Annotated in this window: 22 protein-coding genes; 5 read left to right on the top strand and 17 right to left on the bottom strand. The window is 36.6% G+C overall.

Features of this window, described 5'->3' with window-relative positions; translation table 11 throughout:
* Window positions 1-30: 30 nt before the first annotated feature.
* The 11 genes from RGB74_RS08985 to RGB74_RS08935 form a co-directional block, all read right to left on the bottom strand.
* The gene (locus RGB74_RS08985; protein ID WP_310762645.1) at window positions 31-327 is read right to left on the bottom strand and encodes a putative quinol monooxygenase; all 297 of its coding nucleotides are present in this window, start codon (window positions 325-327) and stop codon (window positions 31-33) included.
* 34 nt (window positions 328-361) lie between these two features.
* The gene (locus RGB74_RS08980; protein WP_310762644.1) at window positions 362-526 is read right to left on the bottom strand and encodes a hypothetical protein; all 165 of its coding nucleotides are present in this window, start codon (window positions 524-526) and stop codon (window positions 362-364) included.
* A gap of 22 nt (window positions 527-548) precedes the next feature.
* Window positions 549-1,397, bottom strand: a complete 849-nt coding sequence (gene kynA / locus RGB74_RS08975) for a tryptophan 2,3-dioxygenase (protein ID WP_310762643.1) — start codon at window positions 1,395-1,397, stop codon at window positions 549-551.
* A 114-nt stretch (window positions 1,398-1,511) separates the two neighbouring features.
* On the bottom strand, window positions 1,512-1,949 hold the full coding sequence (locus RGB74_RS08970) for an SRPBCC family protein (RefSeq protein ID WP_310762642.1): 438 nt from the start codon (window positions 1,947-1,949) through the stop codon (window positions 1,512-1,514).
* 87 nt (window positions 1,950-2,036) lie between these two features.
* Complete coding sequence (locus RGB74_RS08965) at window positions 2,037-2,618, bottom strand: TetR-like C-terminal domain-containing protein (RefSeq protein WP_310762641.1); 582 nt, start codon at window positions 2,616-2,618, stop codon at window positions 2,037-2,039.
* Window positions 2,619-2,621: 3 nt separating this feature from the next.
* Window positions 2,622-3,353 carry an MBL fold metallo-hydrolase gene (locus RGB74_RS08960; RefSeq protein ID WP_310762640.1) on the bottom strand — a complete coding sequence of 244 codons (732 nt, stop codon included), beginning with the start codon at window positions 3,351-3,353 and terminating at the stop codon, window positions 2,622-2,624.
* A 166-nt stretch (window positions 3,354-3,519) separates the two neighbouring features.
* Window positions 3,520-3,708 carry an alpha/beta-type small acid-soluble spore protein gene (locus RGB74_RS08955; protein ID WP_066290324.1) on the bottom strand — a complete coding sequence of 63 codons (189 nt, stop codon included), beginning with the start codon at window positions 3,706-3,708 and terminating at the stop codon, window positions 3,520-3,522.
* Between the two features lie 130 nt (window positions 3,709-3,838).
* Window positions 3,839-4,027 (bottom strand): hypothetical protein, encoded by a 189-nt coding sequence (locus tag RGB74_RS08950; RefSeq protein ID WP_310762639.1) that lies wholly within the window; start codon window positions 4,025-4,027, stop codon window positions 3,839-3,841.
* A 65-nt stretch (window positions 4,028-4,092) separates the two neighbouring features.
* A complete protein-coding gene (locus RGB74_RS08945; RefSeq protein ID WP_310762638.1) occupies window positions 4,093-4,725 on the bottom strand; it encodes a phosphatase PAP2 family protein in 633 nt (210 codons plus the stop codon).
* A 110-nt stretch (window positions 4,726-4,835) separates the two neighbouring features.
* Window positions 4,836-5,747 (bottom strand): oxygen-dependent tRNA uridine(34) hydroxylase TrhO, encoded by a 912-nt coding sequence (locus tag RGB74_RS08940; RefSeq protein WP_310762637.1) that lies wholly within the window; start codon window positions 5,745-5,747, stop codon window positions 4,836-4,838.
* A gap of 88 nt (window positions 5,748-5,835) precedes the next feature.
* Window positions 5,836-6,324, bottom strand: a complete 489-nt coding sequence (locus RGB74_RS08935) for an ankyrin repeat domain-containing protein (protein WP_310762636.1) — start codon at window positions 6,322-6,324, stop codon at window positions 5,836-5,838.
* Window positions 6,325-6,523: 199 nt separating this feature from the next.
* On the opposite strand from RGB74_RS08935, the gene RGB74_RS08930 reads away from it, so the two are divergent.
* Window positions 6,524-7,309, top strand: coding sequence for a LysM peptidoglycan-binding domain-containing protein (locus RGB74_RS08930; protein ID WP_310762635.1), 786 nt, complete (start codon window positions 6,524-6,526; stop codon window positions 7,307-7,309).
* 188 nt (window positions 7,310-7,497) lie between these two features.
* Here RGB74_RS08930 and RGB74_RS08925 read toward each other — a convergent pair whose 3' ends face one another.
* The 5 genes from RGB74_RS08925 to RGB74_RS08905 all read right to left on the bottom strand — a co-directional run bounded on the left by RGB74_RS08925 (window position 7,498) and on the right by RGB74_RS08905 (window position 10,576).
* Window positions 7,498-7,794, bottom strand: a complete 297-nt coding sequence (locus tag RGB74_RS08925; RefSeq protein WP_310762634.1) for a YciI family protein — start codon at window positions 7,792-7,794, stop codon at window positions 7,498-7,500.
* A 50-nt stretch (window positions 7,795-7,844) separates the two neighbouring features.
* Window positions 7,845-9,056 carry a DEAD/DEAH box helicase gene (locus tag RGB74_RS08920; RefSeq protein WP_310762633.1) on the bottom strand — a complete coding sequence of 404 codons (1,212 nt, stop codon included), beginning with the start codon at window positions 9,054-9,056 and terminating at the stop codon, window positions 7,845-7,847.
* The gene (locus tag RGB74_RS08915) at window positions 9,053-9,592 is read right to left on the bottom strand and encodes a hypothetical protein (RefSeq protein WP_310762632.1); all 540 of its coding nucleotides are present in this window, start codon (window positions 9,590-9,592) and stop codon (window positions 9,053-9,055) included. Before RGB74_RS08915 ends, RGB74_RS08920 begins: the two co-directional genes overlap by 4 nt.
* 52 nt (window positions 9,593-9,644) lie before the next feature.
* Window positions 9,645-10,001 (bottom strand): YppE family protein, encoded by a 357-nt coding sequence (locus tag RGB74_RS08910; RefSeq protein WP_310762631.1) that lies wholly within the window; start codon window positions 9,999-10,001, stop codon window positions 9,645-9,647.
* 65 nt (window positions 10,002-10,066) lie between these two features.
* The gene (locus tag RGB74_RS08905) at window positions 10,067-10,576 is read right to left on the bottom strand and encodes a MerR family transcriptional regulator (protein WP_310762630.1); all 510 of its coding nucleotides are present in this window, start codon (window positions 10,574-10,576) and stop codon (window positions 10,067-10,069) included.
* Between the two features lie 210 nt (window positions 10,577-10,786).
* Between RGB74_RS08905 and RGB74_RS08900 the strand changes: the two genes are divergently transcribed.
* Entirely contained in the window at window positions 10,787-10,927 is a 141-nt protein-coding gene (locus RGB74_RS08900; protein ID WP_310762629.1) for a hypothetical protein, read from the top strand.
* A 36-nt stretch (window positions 10,928-10,963) separates the two neighbouring features.
* Here RGB74_RS08900 and RGB74_RS08895 read toward each other — a convergent pair whose 3' ends face one another.
* A complete protein-coding gene (locus tag RGB74_RS08895; protein ID WP_310762628.1) occupies window positions 10,964-11,920 on the bottom strand; it encodes a DUF2515 family protein in 957 nt (318 codons plus the stop codon).
* A 128-nt stretch (window positions 11,921-12,048) separates the two neighbouring features.
* Between RGB74_RS08895 and RGB74_RS08890 the strand changes: the two genes are divergently transcribed.
* From RGB74_RS08890 to RGB74_RS08880, 3 genes are all read left to right on the top strand, one after another.
* Window positions 12,049-12,297, top strand: a complete 249-nt coding sequence (locus RGB74_RS08890; protein WP_310762627.1) for a glutaredoxin family protein — start codon at window positions 12,049-12,051, stop codon at window positions 12,295-12,297.
* Window positions 12,298-12,368: 71 nt separating this feature from the next.
* Entirely contained in the window at window positions 12,369-12,992 is a 624-nt protein-coding gene (gene recU / locus RGB74_RS08885; RefSeq protein WP_310762626.1) for a Holliday junction resolvase RecU, read from the top strand.
* A 77-nt stretch (window positions 12,993-13,069) separates the two neighbouring features.
* Complete coding sequence (locus RGB74_RS08880; RefSeq protein WP_310762625.1) at window positions 13,070-15,670, top strand: PBP1A family penicillin-binding protein; 2,601 nt, start codon at window positions 13,070-13,072, stop codon at window positions 15,668-15,670.
* Window position 15,671: the final 1 nt, after the last annotated feature.

Genomic DNA, 15,671 nt, shown 5'->3' with positions numbered 1-15,671 from the left:
ATATATACCTTCCCTTGCAATCATATTTAATTATCTATCTAATATTTTCGCATCAAATATTTTAACATCCTTAGTGGCAGATAAGTATGGCTTTACTTTATTAATAAATCCAGTAAGATGTTCACTTTCATTATGGTTTTGAACAGCTTGGTGATCCTTCCATACTTCTACCATTAAGTAAGCATTGTTTCTTTCTGTATCCTTCATTAAGTCGTATGAAATATTTCCACTTTCTTCTCTAGAAGCATCAATCAATTTGTAGCTTTCTTCTAAAAATACTTCTTCATTTTCTTTAATAACTTGAAATCCTGCATGAATTATAATCATCGGTGTGAGTCTCCTTCTCCATAGTTGCTAATCTTCACTTTGGTGCTGCAAGCTGCTTCTCCAAGTCTTTATCCATTCCATCCAGATCGTACAGAATAACATACATTTCTTTTACTTTAAAAATATTGTTTGTTAAGTGCTGTTCGTCAGCTAATATATAGTAGGCAACGTGTGTAGTCAAATAAAAAGAGTGGAACAAGGTGTCCACTCACTTCTTACTTTTATATACTCGTCCTAAGATCCCAAAGTTCTGGAAAAAAGCGCTGATCGAGAACTTTCTTTAAATAATTTACACCAGATGAGCCGCCAGTTCCCACTTTAAAACCGATGATTCTTTCCACCGTTTTCATATGACGGAAACGCCACTGCTGCAGATTGTCCTCAATATCTACAAGTTTTTCTGCGAGTTCATAAAGGTCCCAATATTTGTCTACATTTTTATATACTTCCAACCATGCTGATTCAACGCTGCTGTTATATTCGTATTTTTTAGTCACATCACGATTAAGAACTTCCTCATCAATAAAAAGTCCACCGTTCGCTAATGCCTGGATGGATACATCATACAAACTAGGAGTATGAAGTGCTGCCGTAAGCTGCTCAAGAAGCTCCTGATCTTTTTTATAGATTTCTAAAATGTGCGGTGTTTTGTAGCCCAAAGCAAATTCAACCATTCGATATTGATAGGATTGAAATCCAGATGCTTGTCCTAATTTATCCCTGAACTCCATATACTCTGCAGGTGTTAAAGTAGATAACACATCCCAGGATTCAATGATCTGCGACTGAATTTTAGACACACGTGAAAGCATTTTAAATGCAGCATGAAGATTACCGTTTTCAATAGAAGAAATTGCAGAGCGCGTTTCATGTAAGATCAATTTCATCCATAACTCACTCACTTGATGAATGATGATAAAAAGCATCTCATCATGATGACCTGATAGTCTTTTTTGACTGGATAAAATCTGGTCTAGTTTTAAATATTCTCCATACGTCATCTGATTCATAAAATCCGTATAGATCCCTTTTTCAGATTCTTTGCTGTCTATTTTTTTCTGTTCTGTCATACAAACCTCTCCAATCAGGACAAATCCCCCAATGAAATGATAACGCTTTCATTATACATGATAAAATGTATATTTATTAGAACAAAATAGAAAATGAGCACTAACCATATGTGATTAGTCTCTTTCTAGAATTTCTTTTAATTTTTTTAGATCTTTTTTGTTTGCTGATTTCATCATGTATACCATAATTGGGGAAAACCATTTTGAAAACCCTGAAGGTACACCTCTGTTTTGTAAAGTCATTCTAGTTGAGTTGTCTTTAACAGCTTCCCAAGTATAAGTCGTCTCCATAGGAAATGGTCCATCGGCTGTTCTCATTACTAATTTTTCATTAGGAACGTACTCTTTAATCTCATAAACGTAAGCAAGCTGACGTCCTAAAAAATCTGCTTTAAACGCGATTTTTGAACCAACCCTAATAAGATTTTCTGTCCTCCATTCGGCTGATTTAATATTTACATACCATTCAGGAGCATTATCTGGATTGGATGTATATTCTTCTACTTTATCTCGCGGAACGTTGATAATAATTTCAGTAAAAACGTTTACCATATTAAACACCTTTTCCCTATCTCTAAATAAAATTATTGATTATTTTCTACATATTCTTTTAAATTCAGTTCCAATATTCTCTTTCTTTTATTCGCTATCATTTTGCTGAAAAACAGGTATACCCTTTATAAAGGAACTAATTAGTAATTTTAGAGTCACGTCTAAGTCCAGCGGAAGACCGTATCCTCCCTTTTGCTCCAATGATACAAATCCATGAAGTACACTTCGAAAACCCCTAACAGCATGCAGAGCTGCATCCTCCTTCAGATCATAATCTCGAAAAACACCAATTAATATATCAACAAGTGCCTTACCTTCCTGATGAATATCGGGGTCATTGAGATCTGCAGCAGGTAATATTAATTCATAAAGACCAGGACGTGATCTAGCAAATTGTATATAGGCTTCTGCCAAACTCCTAATCGTTTCCTCTTTATCTTTTTCTGAAATATTTTTTTGAAGCTTTATACGCAATTCTTTTAATCCATATATAGCTAATTTTCTCTTAAGCCCCTCTAATCCATCTATATGGTTATATAATGAAGGGGTTCGAATTTTCAATGTCCGGGCAAGTGATGCTAATGTAACTTGATCGACCCCTCGCTCATCTGCAATCTTGGCAGCTGTCATTACGACAGTTTTTGAATCGAGCCCAATTCTAGGCGACATTCTTTAACTGCTCCTTTTATCTTTAATATCTGTCGTTAGAAAAGGGGACTTTTCTAATGCTTTTTTTATGAGAGGAAGAGGATTTTCTAGCATTTTCCCATGTCCTACAGCAAGGAGTACTGGATTGATATCGTATAATTTACGAGCAGTAATAGCTGCCTCTTTTTCATCCCATGTCCCCCATTTTGGAAAAGGAAATAATGGTACTAATTGACCTGCTATAGCAAATCCTCCTCTAGTCTGAAAAGCATCACCTGCAATTAAAACTCCTGTACGAGGATCATGAAATGCCATCGAGCCCGGTGTATGGCCCGGAGCGGAAATAGCTTCGAGCGAACCTATTTTATCCCCCTCTTTAAGCAGTACATCTGCTCGGGTTTGAATTTTATTCGATACCCCACCCTTTATAGGAGTATTAGTTTCATGTGAATCTAGGGAACGATCGCCTTCCATTAGACGTGCATCACGTTTTGAAATATAAACTAAAGCATGCGGTAATTGTTCTTTAAGTGAGTCTAGTGCACCCACATGATCATCATGGGCATGAGTTAAGACAATTTTGGTAATAGGTTTACCGATTTTTTGTGCAGCTCTTATAATACCTCTACTGCTATGTGGAAGAGCAGCATCTATTAAAGTCAAGCTATTCTTTTCTTCTACTAAATAACAATTAACTGGGAAAAAATGTGGTAAAAAGGTTAATTGATATAGATCCCCTATATTCGTAATCTTCATAACTTAAACCTCTCCTTTTGAAAATAAACTAATGTTATTAGTTTATGATAACTAAAGCCATTAGTTTTATCAACCTTTTTTTACCTTTTATGTATTTTTTTTATTTTCACAAACTAAAAGCCCCAGCTCATTTGAGCAAGGGCTTTTCTTACAAGGAGGTTGCCGATTAACGAAGTCCGCCTAACGCTTGTGCTACAAGACGTTTAGTGATTTCGCCACCAACAGATCCGTTTGCACGAGAAGTTGTGTCTGGTCCAAGATGTACTCCGAACTCAGCAGCAATCTCTTGCTTCATTGCATCAAGAGCACCTTGTGCTCCAGGAACTACGATTTGGTTGCTTTGGTTACGTGCCATGCGATTTCCCTCCTTTGGGAGATAATATGTACGGAAAATCATGTTTGTTTTTCCGTTAAATGTAGTATGAGTCATTTTTGAAAACCTATTCATAGAAAAATAATTTTTTTCAGAAAAAAAACAAGAACCGTTAAAGGTCCTTGTTTTCTGTATGAATATTTAACAAATCTTGTTCAAGTAATTGTGCTTCTTTTAATTCTTTTGCATGGTGTTTTTTGAAGAAAACGACAGTACGCCATGCAAATATCGTAAAAATGATAAGCGTAATAATCGCTGGTATGTATTCCATCTTGTTCTCAGGAAAGACAATTGGAAGCATTTCTTTGCACCCTCTCGGTAAACATTACATTATGATTATAACAAATTAGTCTTTTTATTGAAAATCTATATAGCAGTATTTTTGTTTTGTACTGATTTTTGCTTCACTTTACCATAAAAAGTCGAAATTCCGATCAAACCAAGGCAGCATAAGACTCCTATACAAAACCCAGCCAAAATATCAGAAGGATAGTGTACACCTATATATATCCGGCTAATACCTAATAAAAAGGGAAAAATGGTACCGACCCACAAAATCCAAGGTTTTTGAAATTTTTGATAAAGTATAAATGCAGCAAACAAATAAAATGATGTTCCTACCATTGCGTTTCCACTTGGAAAACTGAATCCATCTTCATCTAACAATCGATGTTCTAGAGGACGTTCCCGCTCAAAAGCGTTCTTTATTAGTTTATTTAAACCAAACGTAACAGTAAGACTGGATAATAATAAAAAACCGTTAATCCATTTTTTATAAAAAAATAATACGATCGTTCCAAGTAAACATATTGTCCCCAGCACAGCTGCATCTCCAACATGTGTAAATGCCAAAACAGCATAATTCAAGAAATCATTTCTCGCGTTAAAGAGAAGACTTCGTATCCCAGTATCCAAATATTCAATAAAAGAATATTGATAAAATGCACAAAAGATTGTAATTAAACAGCAGAAACTAATTATGAAATTGATTTTTTTCATCTTTCTATCCACTCTCCTATCCTATATTTTACTTTAAAATCAATAAATAGGATAAGAAATTCTTTGCGCGTTTTTTATTATATCTGCAAACAAAAGGATGGCTCAGATTGTCATCCTTTTATACTTTCGTTTTCTTTAACATAACGGTTCCATGGATGTTCTTTGCATTGTTTGCTGCATGAACGTTTATGCTCTTTCTCACATTTTTCGCACATTAAAAGATGTGCATTACACTCTGGATTACCGCATTTCACATAGCGTTCTTCAGGATTACCGCAATAACAGCATTTTCCTACAACCGTTTCGTCTCCGCTGCGATTTACAGATACAGAAATTCTTTCATCGAACACGTAGCATTTACCGTCCCAAAATTTTCCCTTTGTTTCTTCATCATAACCATAATTAATGATGCCGCCTTCAAGCTGTGAAACATCTTTAAATCCTTCTTTCACTAAGAACCCAGAGAATTTTTCACAACGTATACCGCCTGTACAATAAGTAAGAACTTTCTTGTCTTTAAATTGAGTAAAATTCTCCTTTATCCATTTTGGTAAATCTCTGAAAGTTTCAACATCTGGCCGGATCGCATTTTTGAAATGGCCCAAATCATATTCGTACGTATTACGAGCGTCCAAAATAACAACATCATCTTGCTGTAAAGCTTTCATCCATTCTTTTGGAGATAGATGTTTACCGGTTGTTTCATTTGGGTTAACATCTTCTTCTAAATTTAGATGGACAAGTTCAGGTTTAACCCTTACTTTCATCTTTTTAAAAGCATGTTCACTTGCAGCTTCAATCTTAAAGACCGTATCAACAAATCGTGTATCGTTTCTCATATGATTCATATATTGTTCTGTCTGTTCAATTGTACCTGATACAGTTCCGTTAATTCCTTCTTCAGCAACTAGAATTCGACCTTTCAGTCCAATTTCTTTACATAGATTAAGATGCTCTTCTTTAAAAGTTAGAGGATCTTCTATTTTGACATATCTATAATAAAGCAGCACTTGATATTGCATTTTCTTCACCTTCTTTTACTTCGTCAAAAACTACCTTTCCTATAATAACAAATTATACAAAAAAGAAAAATACAGGCTGCCCTGTATTTTAGATTTTATTTAATGTAAAGTTTCTCAAGACGTTTGCAGCTTCATCCAAATTTTCATCTTCGGCAAGTTCTAATGCTGTCTTCCCATCATTTTTTGCTAAAAATGGATCTGCACCATGCTCTAAATAAAACAAAAGCATTTCAGGATCATTATGATGCGCGGCTTGGTGAAGTATGGTCCAGCCACCGCCTTGTTTTTCATTTATATTTGCACCATGTTTAAGTAGTAACCCCAACATTTCAGAACGGTTCTTTTTATTTGCTGCGGCAGCATGAAGCGGTGTATTAGTCATTTCATTTTCAGATTTCACATGTACATCTGCATGATTTTGCAAAAGCAGGTCCACGGCTTCATAGTGTCCAAAATGAGCAGCTAAATGTAAAGGAGACCAACCGTCTTGCAATTCATTAACTTGTGTATCTTTATTCGAAAGTATAGTTTTTAGCTCTATTAAATTACCTTCCATCGAAGCTTTATGAATACTCATAATCTCAGTCCTTTCTATTTCCTTCATAGTATGGTAATTCTACAAATCGACATGAAAACCCTTTCTTTTATCATAAAGCACACAAAGCAATACATTTATTTACAAAAATTCTCTGTGATTCCCAGTTGTCTCAATATAATACTTATGTGAGTATTATAATAGTGAAAGTCGTTAAGGAAACGGTATATCGGGGGATTATATGCGTTTAAAAATTGCATCTTTATGTATATCTGCTTTTCTTATGATGGGAACTGCTGCTTATGCTTCAACACCTTACACTGTAAAAAATGGCGATTCTATTTACAACATCGCACAGCAGCATAATGTCAGCCCAAAAACGATTCAAGGCATGAATTTATTAACTTGTTCAACTATATATCCTGGACAAACTGTATATGTTCCGTCTTCATCCAAAAGTTATACAGTTAAATCTGGAGAAACATTATTTAAAATCGCTTCGGCGTCAAATGTTAGTTTATGGGCAATGCAAAAGATTAACCCGCAATTGAAGCAGATCAATTTGGTTTATCCAGGTCAAATTTTAGACGTTCCAACTGCTTCTGCGCCTAAAACGACACCTTTACCTCAATCAACTCCAGCACCCGCACAATCTTCTGTTGGCAGCTATGCGGCACAAGTTTCTCAACTTGTGAATCAAGAACGTCAAAAAGCTGGACTTGCCCCATTAACACTTGATGCTGAATTAAGCAATGTCGCAATGGTGAAAGCAAAAGATATAATTCAAAAGAATTACTTCGATCATAATTCACCAACATACGGGTCACCATTTGATATGATGAGAAGTTTTGGAATCGATTACACAGCCGCTGGCGAAAACATTGCGAAAGGACAAGCTTCTCCACAAGCCGTAATGACAGATTGGATGAACAGTCCTGGGCACAGACAAAATATCTTAAGTTCAAATTATGATTCTATTGGGGTTGCTTATTACCAAGGAGCCTGGGTACAATTATTTAAAAAATAAGTTTCTTTACAACGACTCTCACTAAAAAAGCATCCAGCCTTCATCGGCTGAATGCTTTTATTTATTTGGCTCTGTTAAACATCGTTATAGCATAGAAAAACCGCAAGCCTCCTCGTCGTATTCCTGCGGTGTCTCGACAGGCCGTTTTTCTGACTTCCAAGGATTATCAACAACACCAATTAACAGAGCTATTTATTTAATAGCGAAACACGGAATGGAAAAAGTGTCCCTGTCATAATCTTACTTACAATTGCTGGATCATTTTCCATAATGGTATGTGCTTCATTCTCTGAAACTTCTTGCAAGATAACTACACCGAACGATGCATCCAAACAAGGACCTGCCAATACCAGCTTCCCATTTTTCAATAGACTTTGCAGATATAAGAAATGCTCTTCTAATGCTTTTTGCTCTGCCTTTGTCTGATTATCCATAAAGTTGTCTCTGACTGGTTTGATCTGATATAAAAATTCATTCCTTTGCATGTAATCTCCCCTTTTTAGGAAGATTCTCTAATGCGAGTTAAAAATCCTTTTTATCGCTTTTTGTTTTTACTAAAGTTTGGCTTTAAATTTTGAAGTTTACTTTTCCCTTGTGATTGATTATTTGGCTTTGTTTGTTCATCACGAATAAGAACTTGCCCTTCTTTAAGCACTTGTTTCTGTAAAGGTACATTTAATTTTGTCGTCCATTTTTTAACAGATGATAACTCCGCTTTTGTTACCAGCGAAACAACTGTTCCTTCTTTTCCCATACGTCCTGTTCTGCCAGAACGATGAACGTATTGTTTTACATCCTCAGGAAGTTCCAAATGAACGACATGGGTTACGTCAGGAATATCTAATCCTCGAGTTGCTACGTCTGTAGTTAACAGTACTGGAATCTTGCCCCGTTTAAAATCAGTCAAGACTTTTTTACGGTCATCTTTTGTTGAATTTCCAGCTAAAACGCCCAATTGAATTTTCTTAAATTCAAGTTTTGAAGCAAATTCATCCATTTTCATTGAGTTATTCACAAATACAATGGATTTAATATTGGGTGTATGGCGAATTAATTTACGCAGGTTATCTACTTTATCACGGTATTCAGACAGCATAAACGTATGTGTAATATTGTTTGAAGAAGTTTCTTTTTCTGCTTTGATAATAATAGGCTGAGCTGCTAATTTTTTAGACCATTCTTCCGTTTTATTATTAATCGTCGCAGATACAAACACAAGTTGTCTATCTTTTAACGTCGCTCCAATAACTTGTTCTACATCTCCTCCAAAACCTGCTTCAACAATGTGATCCGCTTCGTCAATAACGATTGTTTTGACTTCATGCATTTTCAGCTTTTTGTTTTGAATCAATTCCTTTACACGACCAGGAGTCCCCACAATAAACTGTGGTTTCTTTTTCAATTTATCAAGCTGTCTTTGCATGTTTGCTCCGCCAATAAGTGATGCACCGCTAATAGCGCTGTTTTCAGTGAATTTCTGACAAACCTCAAAAATCTGCATAGCCAATTCTCTAGTAGGTGCCAAAAAAACTACTTGTGCATTCTTAATCTCTGGATCAATCTTTGCAAGTGCAGGAAGACCATAAGCGATTGTTTTTCCTGTCCCTGTTGGAGATTCAATTACAATATCTTTGTTTTCCATCAAGGAAGGAATAGCACGCTCTTGTATGTTTGTAAATGAAGTAAAACCGCTTTTGTTCCAAGCATTTTGTATAAATTCCGGAAAATCATTAATCTGTGTTGTCATTTTTTGTACCCCTTAAAATATTGATTGAATTCCTTAATGGAAGCAATAACATGTCCCAGGACAGCTGAAAAACGATCAGTATCATCTTCTGTCACAGGTTTTTCAATCTCTATCGAGACCGTGTTATTAAATACGTTTCTTGATTCTCCATATATATAGGTAAGTTTTTGCTCAATCTTGCCTTTAATTTCTCCTGTTGTCCACTTTCTTAAAATCAATTGAAGCTGTTTGCAGTCAGTTTCAATTTCATATACTGGTGTTTCGATTTGGATAGATAAATTACATCCGGCATTTTCAGGAATATCTTGCAGCTTTTCTGTTGCCAGTTTTTCTAGATTCGTACTTAAAATTATTTTTCCATTAATAGAATCACTAATTCCTAAAACGATAAAACTGAGCGAGATACTTTTTTCTATTACAGCAAAATCCACTATATCTTTTCGATCTATTATTTCTATTTCCCCAGAAAAATCAGAGTCATATACGACTCCTTCAAGCACAACCTTAAGATTATCATAAACGGATGGATGAAACATCTTGTTAATCCCCTTATTTTAAAAGAAGTTTTTATGTACGGTACGTGAAATTTTATTTCACGTTATCTTTCAACTGGTTTAATACGTACAAAACGGACTTTACCATTTCAGTGATCCGCTTATCCTTCATTTTTTTTTGAAAAACATATACTCCTAAATATCCTATATTTTCTGCAGCAGTTTTGATTTGAATCGGATATAAATATTTCGGCTTGTTCGCGATTACCCATTCTCTTGCAGCTGGCTCCCACTCAGATACTCTTGTGTGAATCCTGTCAGCAAAAGGTTTTATTTCCTTATAAAAATCAGCTTCGGTATCTCTCGCCTTCGTCTGATTTTTAAAGATATCAAACGCTTCTTCTATATCTTCTATTAATTGATTCGTCATATGATATAAATGATTACTCATAAAAATAGTCCCTCCATTCCTTATACTGTACCAAAGAATAGAAGGACTTACACTTTTTCATTTTTTTATAAAGTAAATAAACTCACGAACCAGTTCTTTTTAGGCTTCGGTTTCACATACTCTGTTTCTTCAGGGTAACTCTTTTTGAGGAGTGCGACTTCTAGATCCTGAAGCCTATATTCCATTAGCTCCATCTTTTTCACTAAATCTTCAACTTCTCGTGCGTGCTGCAGCATCTGATAAGATACCACTGTATCAGCTTTTTCTTCTATTTTCTTCTCTAACGCAGTTATGGCTGCTTCCAATCGTTCAAACTTATCGTCAAACTCTAAAGGATTTCCCATCGTATGTTCTACTGTTTTGAACGTGCTGATTTGGATATCGCTCATTAAAAGTCCTTGGTCGAGCTGTGCCTTTATTTCTTTTAGCTGCTCTATGTCACCTTGTTTAAATAAATAGTGGCCATGGTCATTCTTATCACACTGAATATTGAAATGCCTTACCCACCGCTGAACCGTTGTTGGATTCACTCCAAGTTCCTCAGAGACAGTTTTGGTCTTCAATACCATTTCCATAGTGAATACCTCCCCGTTTTCTAATAAGAACTAATTTCGTTCATTTTCTTTTTAACCCTTCATACGTGACAAAACTAGTTTTTATTCGGCAAAGAAAGTGGTTTTGCCCAAATTCATTTGAATTTCGACATCTAATTGTTGATTGTTTGTATATTCAGTCGTCCCATCCGTAAAACTAACAACGTACGGAAGTATAAGGAGGTGCACAAAATGAGCGGAGAAAGCAAACAGCAAAAAAATCAAGAAATGTTTGAAGATCAAGATGGTCCTGCAAAAGATCAAAAAGAGAGTTCTCGCAGCACTGGGTACGGCGATAAGAAACTGAATGGTCCAGATCAGCCAAGTACATGACCTTTCAAAAAGACGGTTCGATTTGAATCGTCTTTTTTATGTATGCAGCACCCATTCTTTTAATAAAACCCCAATTTTCAACTGTCTTTGCTTTTGCTTATACCAATCTGTTAAACACACTTGACTCGGTTTTTTTACCGGTTTGTAAAATCTCTCTGTGTTCTTCCATTTTAAGTTCCAATCTCTTGCTGGAGTTCTGCTATGTTCAATCCATGGATACACCATCCGTAAAAGTGGTGTTTCTCTTTTTTTTGCAGGATAGATAAATTTCTCAAAATCATGCCTTGAACCAGTGTGGGTTATCCGGTTGGAAAATTGTAAAAGTTCACCACTCCAAGGAGAGTAAAACAATATCCAATAGAGCATTTTCCCCGTTTCGATTCTGTTTTTTACTTTTTTAAATCCATGAACAGATAGTCCGTACACTTCACCTGAAAGACTAGGAAACAATACTGTGCTAAAATGCATATAATCTTGCAGCATAAATGGCAAAGCTGAAAAGATGCGATTTTTATAAAAAGAGTGTTTTAACACAGGCTCTTCAATGACATGCTGTTCGTTTACTATGAGCGAAGTTACTAATCGATTAACATCTCTTTCTTCCCAGAACCGGTACCACTCCTCCTTCATGAAAGCTGAAACATGGAAATAAGGTAAAAGTTGAAAGAGAGGTAAACCTGCTTTTTTAGAATACTCATATAGCAATAATTGCGGATAGGCATCTTGAAAGATCAGCCAGTTTGCTCTTTCATACGTTAAAAAGAGATGTTTTCTCGTATCTCTCGATAAAATTCTCGGAAACCAGTCCCCTTTTAAGTCACACATGCTGTATCCTGCGTTCCTGGATACCATGCTTGCCAGCATGGCCCATCTTATCTCGGGATTGCGTTTAAAAAAGTCAGCATAGCTTACGGTACGTGAAATATTATCACGATTTTGTGAATAAGTTGCTTTGCTGATTTTTTGTATGATATGTGCCAGCCTTTCGTTCACTGCAAATCCCCTTTCTTTCATCTACTTTTATCGTTCTCCACTCAACAATAAAATATTTGTGTCACATACAAAAAAGGAGTAAACTAAACTTTATTAAAGATGCAATTGGAAAAAGGAGGCATATCAAATTGGCGCATAAAATCATCATCTATACACAGGAAACGTGCCCTCCATGTTTTGCTGAAAAAGAGTGGCTGAAGGATCATAATTTCGAATTTGAAGAACGCGATATCCGAAAAAATAAAAACTTTATGCAGGAAGTCGTGGCATTAGGCGCTTCTGCAACACCGGTTACCGTTATAACCGATGAAGATAGCAAAGATCATGTTATTATGGGATTTAAAGAAGATGAACTTGAATCACTATTAATAAAGTAAAGAAACTTGGCTATGTGTCTTTGTTATTAAACATGACCATAGCCATCCTTTATTAAAGAAGGAGATGAATTATGGGGACATTTCATTATCCGAACGGCAAGAAGATCGTTTCTGCCATAAAAACAAAAAAGAAATCATCTTCAGTTCCTAAAAAAGAGATTTCTTACAGCAATCGAGGAATGTCTTTAGAAGATGATCTGAATCAAAGTAATCAATACTATCTCCTCACAGGGAAGGCTGTCATCCATAAAAAACCGACGCCAGTTCAAATCGTAAATGTAGAATATCCGAAAAGATCGGCGGCCGTCATTAAGGAAGCCTATTTCAAACTCGCATCTACTACCGATTATAATGGGGTTTATAAAGGAAAATATATTGATTTTGAAGCAAAGGAAACGAAGAACAAAACAAGCTTTCCTTTAAAAAATTTCCATGAACATCAAATCAATCATATGCAGCAGATTATTGATCATGGCGGAATCTCTTTTGTCATCCTGCGCTTTTCAGCTGATGATGACATCTACTTATTTGATTGCCGGTTTTTGATTCAATATTGGAATGAACAAAAAGAAGGAAGAAAATCAATTCCAAAGGGTGAAATTACCGAAAAAGGACATTCTATTACTATCGGATATCAACCAAGACTGAATTATTTAGAAGTAGTAGATCGAGTCTATTTTTCACCTTCTGTTTAGTTGTTCATAAACCATGAACGAGTCACGAATATTGATTATGTTAGCTTTTTTTACGAAGTTGAAAGGTTGGTAAAACAATGTCAAAAGATTACCGAAGCCGTGTGGAGCGAAGACAATCGTCTGAAGGCTCGAAACCGGCAAAAAAGAAAAAGAATCCAAAACGCAATTGGAAGAAAACACTCCTCTTGCTTGTACTTATTTTAGGTATTTTAGGTGTATTATCAATTGCTGCAATCGCAGTAACCTCACCTAAACTAGACCCCAAAAAACTGGAGACGCCTGTTTCATCCAAAATACTAGATATGAATGATGAACAAGTTTCTTTATTTTCAGGCCAAGAAAAACGAATCAGAGTAAATATAAATGAAATACCTGATAATGTTCAGAATGCCTTTATCGCCACAGAGGATGTTCGTTTCCGCAAACATCACGGGGTCGATGTCAGACGTATTTTTGGTGCAGCTTTAGCAAACGTAACACATGGTTTCGGCGCTGAAGGTGCAAGTACGATCACTCAGCAGGTTATCAAAAACACTGTGTTGACCAACGAAAAATCACTGACACGTAAAATCCGTGAAGCGTACTTAGCTTATCAGCTCGAAAATAAGTATTCGAAAGATCAGATTCTAGAGATGTACTTAAATAAAATCTTTTTTGGAAACCGTTCTTATGGTGTAGCAACAGCAGCCAAAACATACTTCAATAAAGATATTGATGAACTCGAACTCGATGAAGCAGCACTGTTAGCCGGTCTGCCAAAAGCACCAAGCTATTATGATCCTACTCGAAACCCGAAAGCTGCTGAACAGCGCCGTAATGTTGTCTTGAATTTAATGGCTCAACATGGCTTCATTACAAAAGCAGAGGCAGAAAAAGCGAAAAGCATTTCCGTAAAAGACAGAATTCATCAAGGAACAATAAACTCTGAAACTCGTCCCTATGACGCTTATTTAAAACAAGTAATGGATGATGTAAAGAAAATTGACGGTATGGAAGATGTTGATATTTTCTCAGCAGGGTTAAAGATCTATACGAACTTGGATACGAAAGCTCAGCAAGTTACAGAAGATGTACTTAGAGCGAAACTTGAGAACGAGAATAAATACTTGCAATCTGGTGTTGCGATTGTTGACACAAAAACAGGCGCTATCCGGGCGATCGGCAGCGGACGCGGTGTCCAGCTGAGCAATCAGTTCTCTTCTCGGATTAAACGCCAGCCGGGTTCAACGATTAAACCTATTCTGGATTACGGTCCAGCTATCGAAAACGAACAATGGAGCACGGGTCATATTTTAAAAGATGAACCTGTCAAACTTGATGACGTAACGATTAACAACCATGATGACAAAAACGCTGGAAATATTACGATGCGTCAAGCACTTGTAGAATCGAAGAATACAACAGCTATTCGAACATTCCAAGATATCGGCGCAGATAAAGCTACTGAATTTGCTAATGGACTTGGCTTTAGCCTTGATCCAAGTACAACTTATCCGTCTTATGCAATTGGCGGTTTTAACAAAGGAATATCTCCTCTTACACTAGCTGGTTCATATGCAGCTTTCGGGAATGGCGGATTATACAGCACACCGACAACCATTCGAAAAATTGAGTTCCCTGACGGTCGTGTGATAGAAGTCGACAGTGAACCTAAAGCTGCCATGAAAGATTACACAGCTTATATGATTACAGATATGCTAAGAGACGTTCTGGACAGAGGAACAGGTACGCAAGCAAATGTCAGCGGCTTGGATATTGCCGGAAAAACGGGAACGACAAACTATGATAAAAATGAGAGAGATAAATATGGCATACCGAGCAAAGCCACGAAAGACGCCTGGATGGCAGGTTACACAACCACCTATTCAGCTGCAGTATGGACCGGGTATGAACATATTCAAGATGACGAAGGAAATGCCCTGTACTTGGATAATGCAAAAGACGATTATTCAAAACAGATTTTCCGCGACATTATGAAAGAATTAAACCATAAAAATACTGGCTTTAAGAAACCAAAATCCGTTCAAGAAGTAGTTCTTGAAAAAGGAACTGGAAAACGCGCAAGTGAGTACACACCTGCTTCAGATAAGATCAGAGAGTTGTTCGTTAAAGGTTCAAAACTGCCTGAAGTTAGTGACAAGTTTGATAAACCAGCAACGATCGAAGGATTAAAAGCCAAGTTCGATGATAAGAAGAACGAAATTCAAGTGGATTGGAAGTATAAGAAAAAAGATGGTATAACATTTAAAGTTCTAGCGAGCTATAACGATGGACCGATGCAGGAAAGAGCGACTATTAATGATACAAAATTTGCTGTCCCTACCCCTGCCCCAGGTAAATACACATTCCAAGTCATTGCGGTCGATAGTGAAAGCAATACACAAAGTGAACCGGCTGAAACTTCGATCACGATTGCAGCTCCTGAGGGCACTCAGGAGCCAGGAACTCCTCCCGGTCAAGGTGAACCTGGTACACCACCTGGTCAGGGTGAACCTGGCACTCCTCCTGGAGAAGGTGAACCCGGCACTCCAGGTACGGAACCTGGAACAGAGCCAGGTACACCTCCTAGTCAAGGTGAACCTGGCACACCGCCTAATCAAGGTGACCAAGGCAACCAAAACCGCAAAGAAAAGCAGCGGGAAGGCGAAGGTCTTCAAGTACCGCCATTAAATCAATAAA

The organism is Bacillus sp. NEB1478, from assembly GCF_031582965.1.
In the GTDB taxonomy this organism is placed as follows: domain Bacteria; phylum Bacillota; class Bacilli; order Bacillales; family Fictibacillaceae; genus Fictibacillus.
This window is presented reverse-complemented; position numbering and strand designations above follow the sequence as displayed.

Coding starts and splice junctions, on each gene's coding strand:
- RGB74_RS08905 (WP_310762630.1), bottom strand. CDS start 10,576: ATGGAAATGGTATTGAAGACCAAAACTGTCTCTGAGGAACTTGGAGTG.
- RGB74_RS08960 (WP_310762640.1), bottom strand. CDS start 3,353: ATGAAGATTACGAATATAGGGGATCTATATCAATTAACCTTTTTACCA.
- RGB74_RS08985 (WP_310762645.1), bottom strand. CDS start 327: ATGATTATAATTCATGCAGGATTTCAAGTTATTAAAGAAAATGAAGAA.
- RGB74_RS08880 (WP_310762625.1), top strand. CDS start 13,070: ATGTCAAAAGATTACCGAAGCCGTGTGGAGCGAAGACAATCGTCTGAA.
- RGB74_RS08970 (WP_310762642.1), bottom strand. CDS start 1,949: ATGGTAAACGTTTTTACTGAAATTATTATCAACGTTCCGCGAGATAAA.
- RGB74_RS08900 (WP_310762629.1), top strand. CDS start 10,787: ATGAGCGGAGAAAGCAAACAGCAAAAAAATCAAGAAATGTTTGAAGAT.
- RGB74_RS08910 (WP_310762631.1), bottom strand. CDS start 10,001: ATGAGTAATCATTTATATCATATGACGAATCAATTAATAGAAGATATA.
- RGB74_RS08930 (WP_310762635.1), top strand. CDS start 6,524: ATGCGTTTAAAAATTGCATCTTTATGTATATCTGCTTTTCTTATGATG.
- RGB74_RS08945 (WP_310762638.1), bottom strand. CDS start 4,725: ATGAAAAAAATCAATTTCATAATTAGTTTCTGCTGTTTAATTACAATC.
- recU (WP_310762626.1), top strand. CDS start 12,369: ATGGGGACATTTCATTATCCGAACGGCAAGAAGATCGTTTCTGCCATA.
- RGB74_RS08965 (WP_310762641.1), bottom strand. CDS start 2,618: ATGTCGCCTAGAATTGGGCTCGATTCAAAAACTGTCGTAATGACAGCT.
- RGB74_RS08915 (WP_310762632.1), bottom strand. CDS start 9,592: ATGTTTCATCCATCCGTTTATGATAATCTTAAGGTTGTGCTTGAAGGA.
- RGB74_RS08940 (WP_310762637.1), bottom strand. CDS start 5,747: ATGCAATATCAAGTGCTGCTTTATTATAGATATGTCAAAATAGAAGAT.
- RGB74_RS08950 (WP_310762639.1), bottom strand. CDS start 4,027: ATGCTTCCAATTGTCTTTCCTGAGAACAAGATGGAATACATACCAGCG.
- RGB74_RS08955 (WP_066290324.1), bottom strand. CDS start 3,708: ATGGCACGTAACCAAAGCAACCAAATCGTAGTTCCTGGAGCACAAGGT.
- RGB74_RS08920 (WP_310762633.1), bottom strand. CDS start 9,056: ATGACAACACAGATTAATGATTTTCCGGAATTTATACAAAATGCTTGG.
- RGB74_RS08925 (WP_310762634.1), bottom strand. CDS start 7,794: ATGCAAAGGAATGAATTTTTATATCAGATCAAACCAGTCAGAGACAAC.
- kynA (WP_310762643.1), bottom strand. CDS start 1,397: ATGACAGAACAGAAAAAAATAGACAGCAAAGAATCTGAAAAAGGGATC.
- RGB74_RS08935 (WP_310762636.1), bottom strand. CDS start 6,324: ATGAGTATTCATAAAGCTTCGATGGAAGGTAATTTAATAGAGCTAAAA.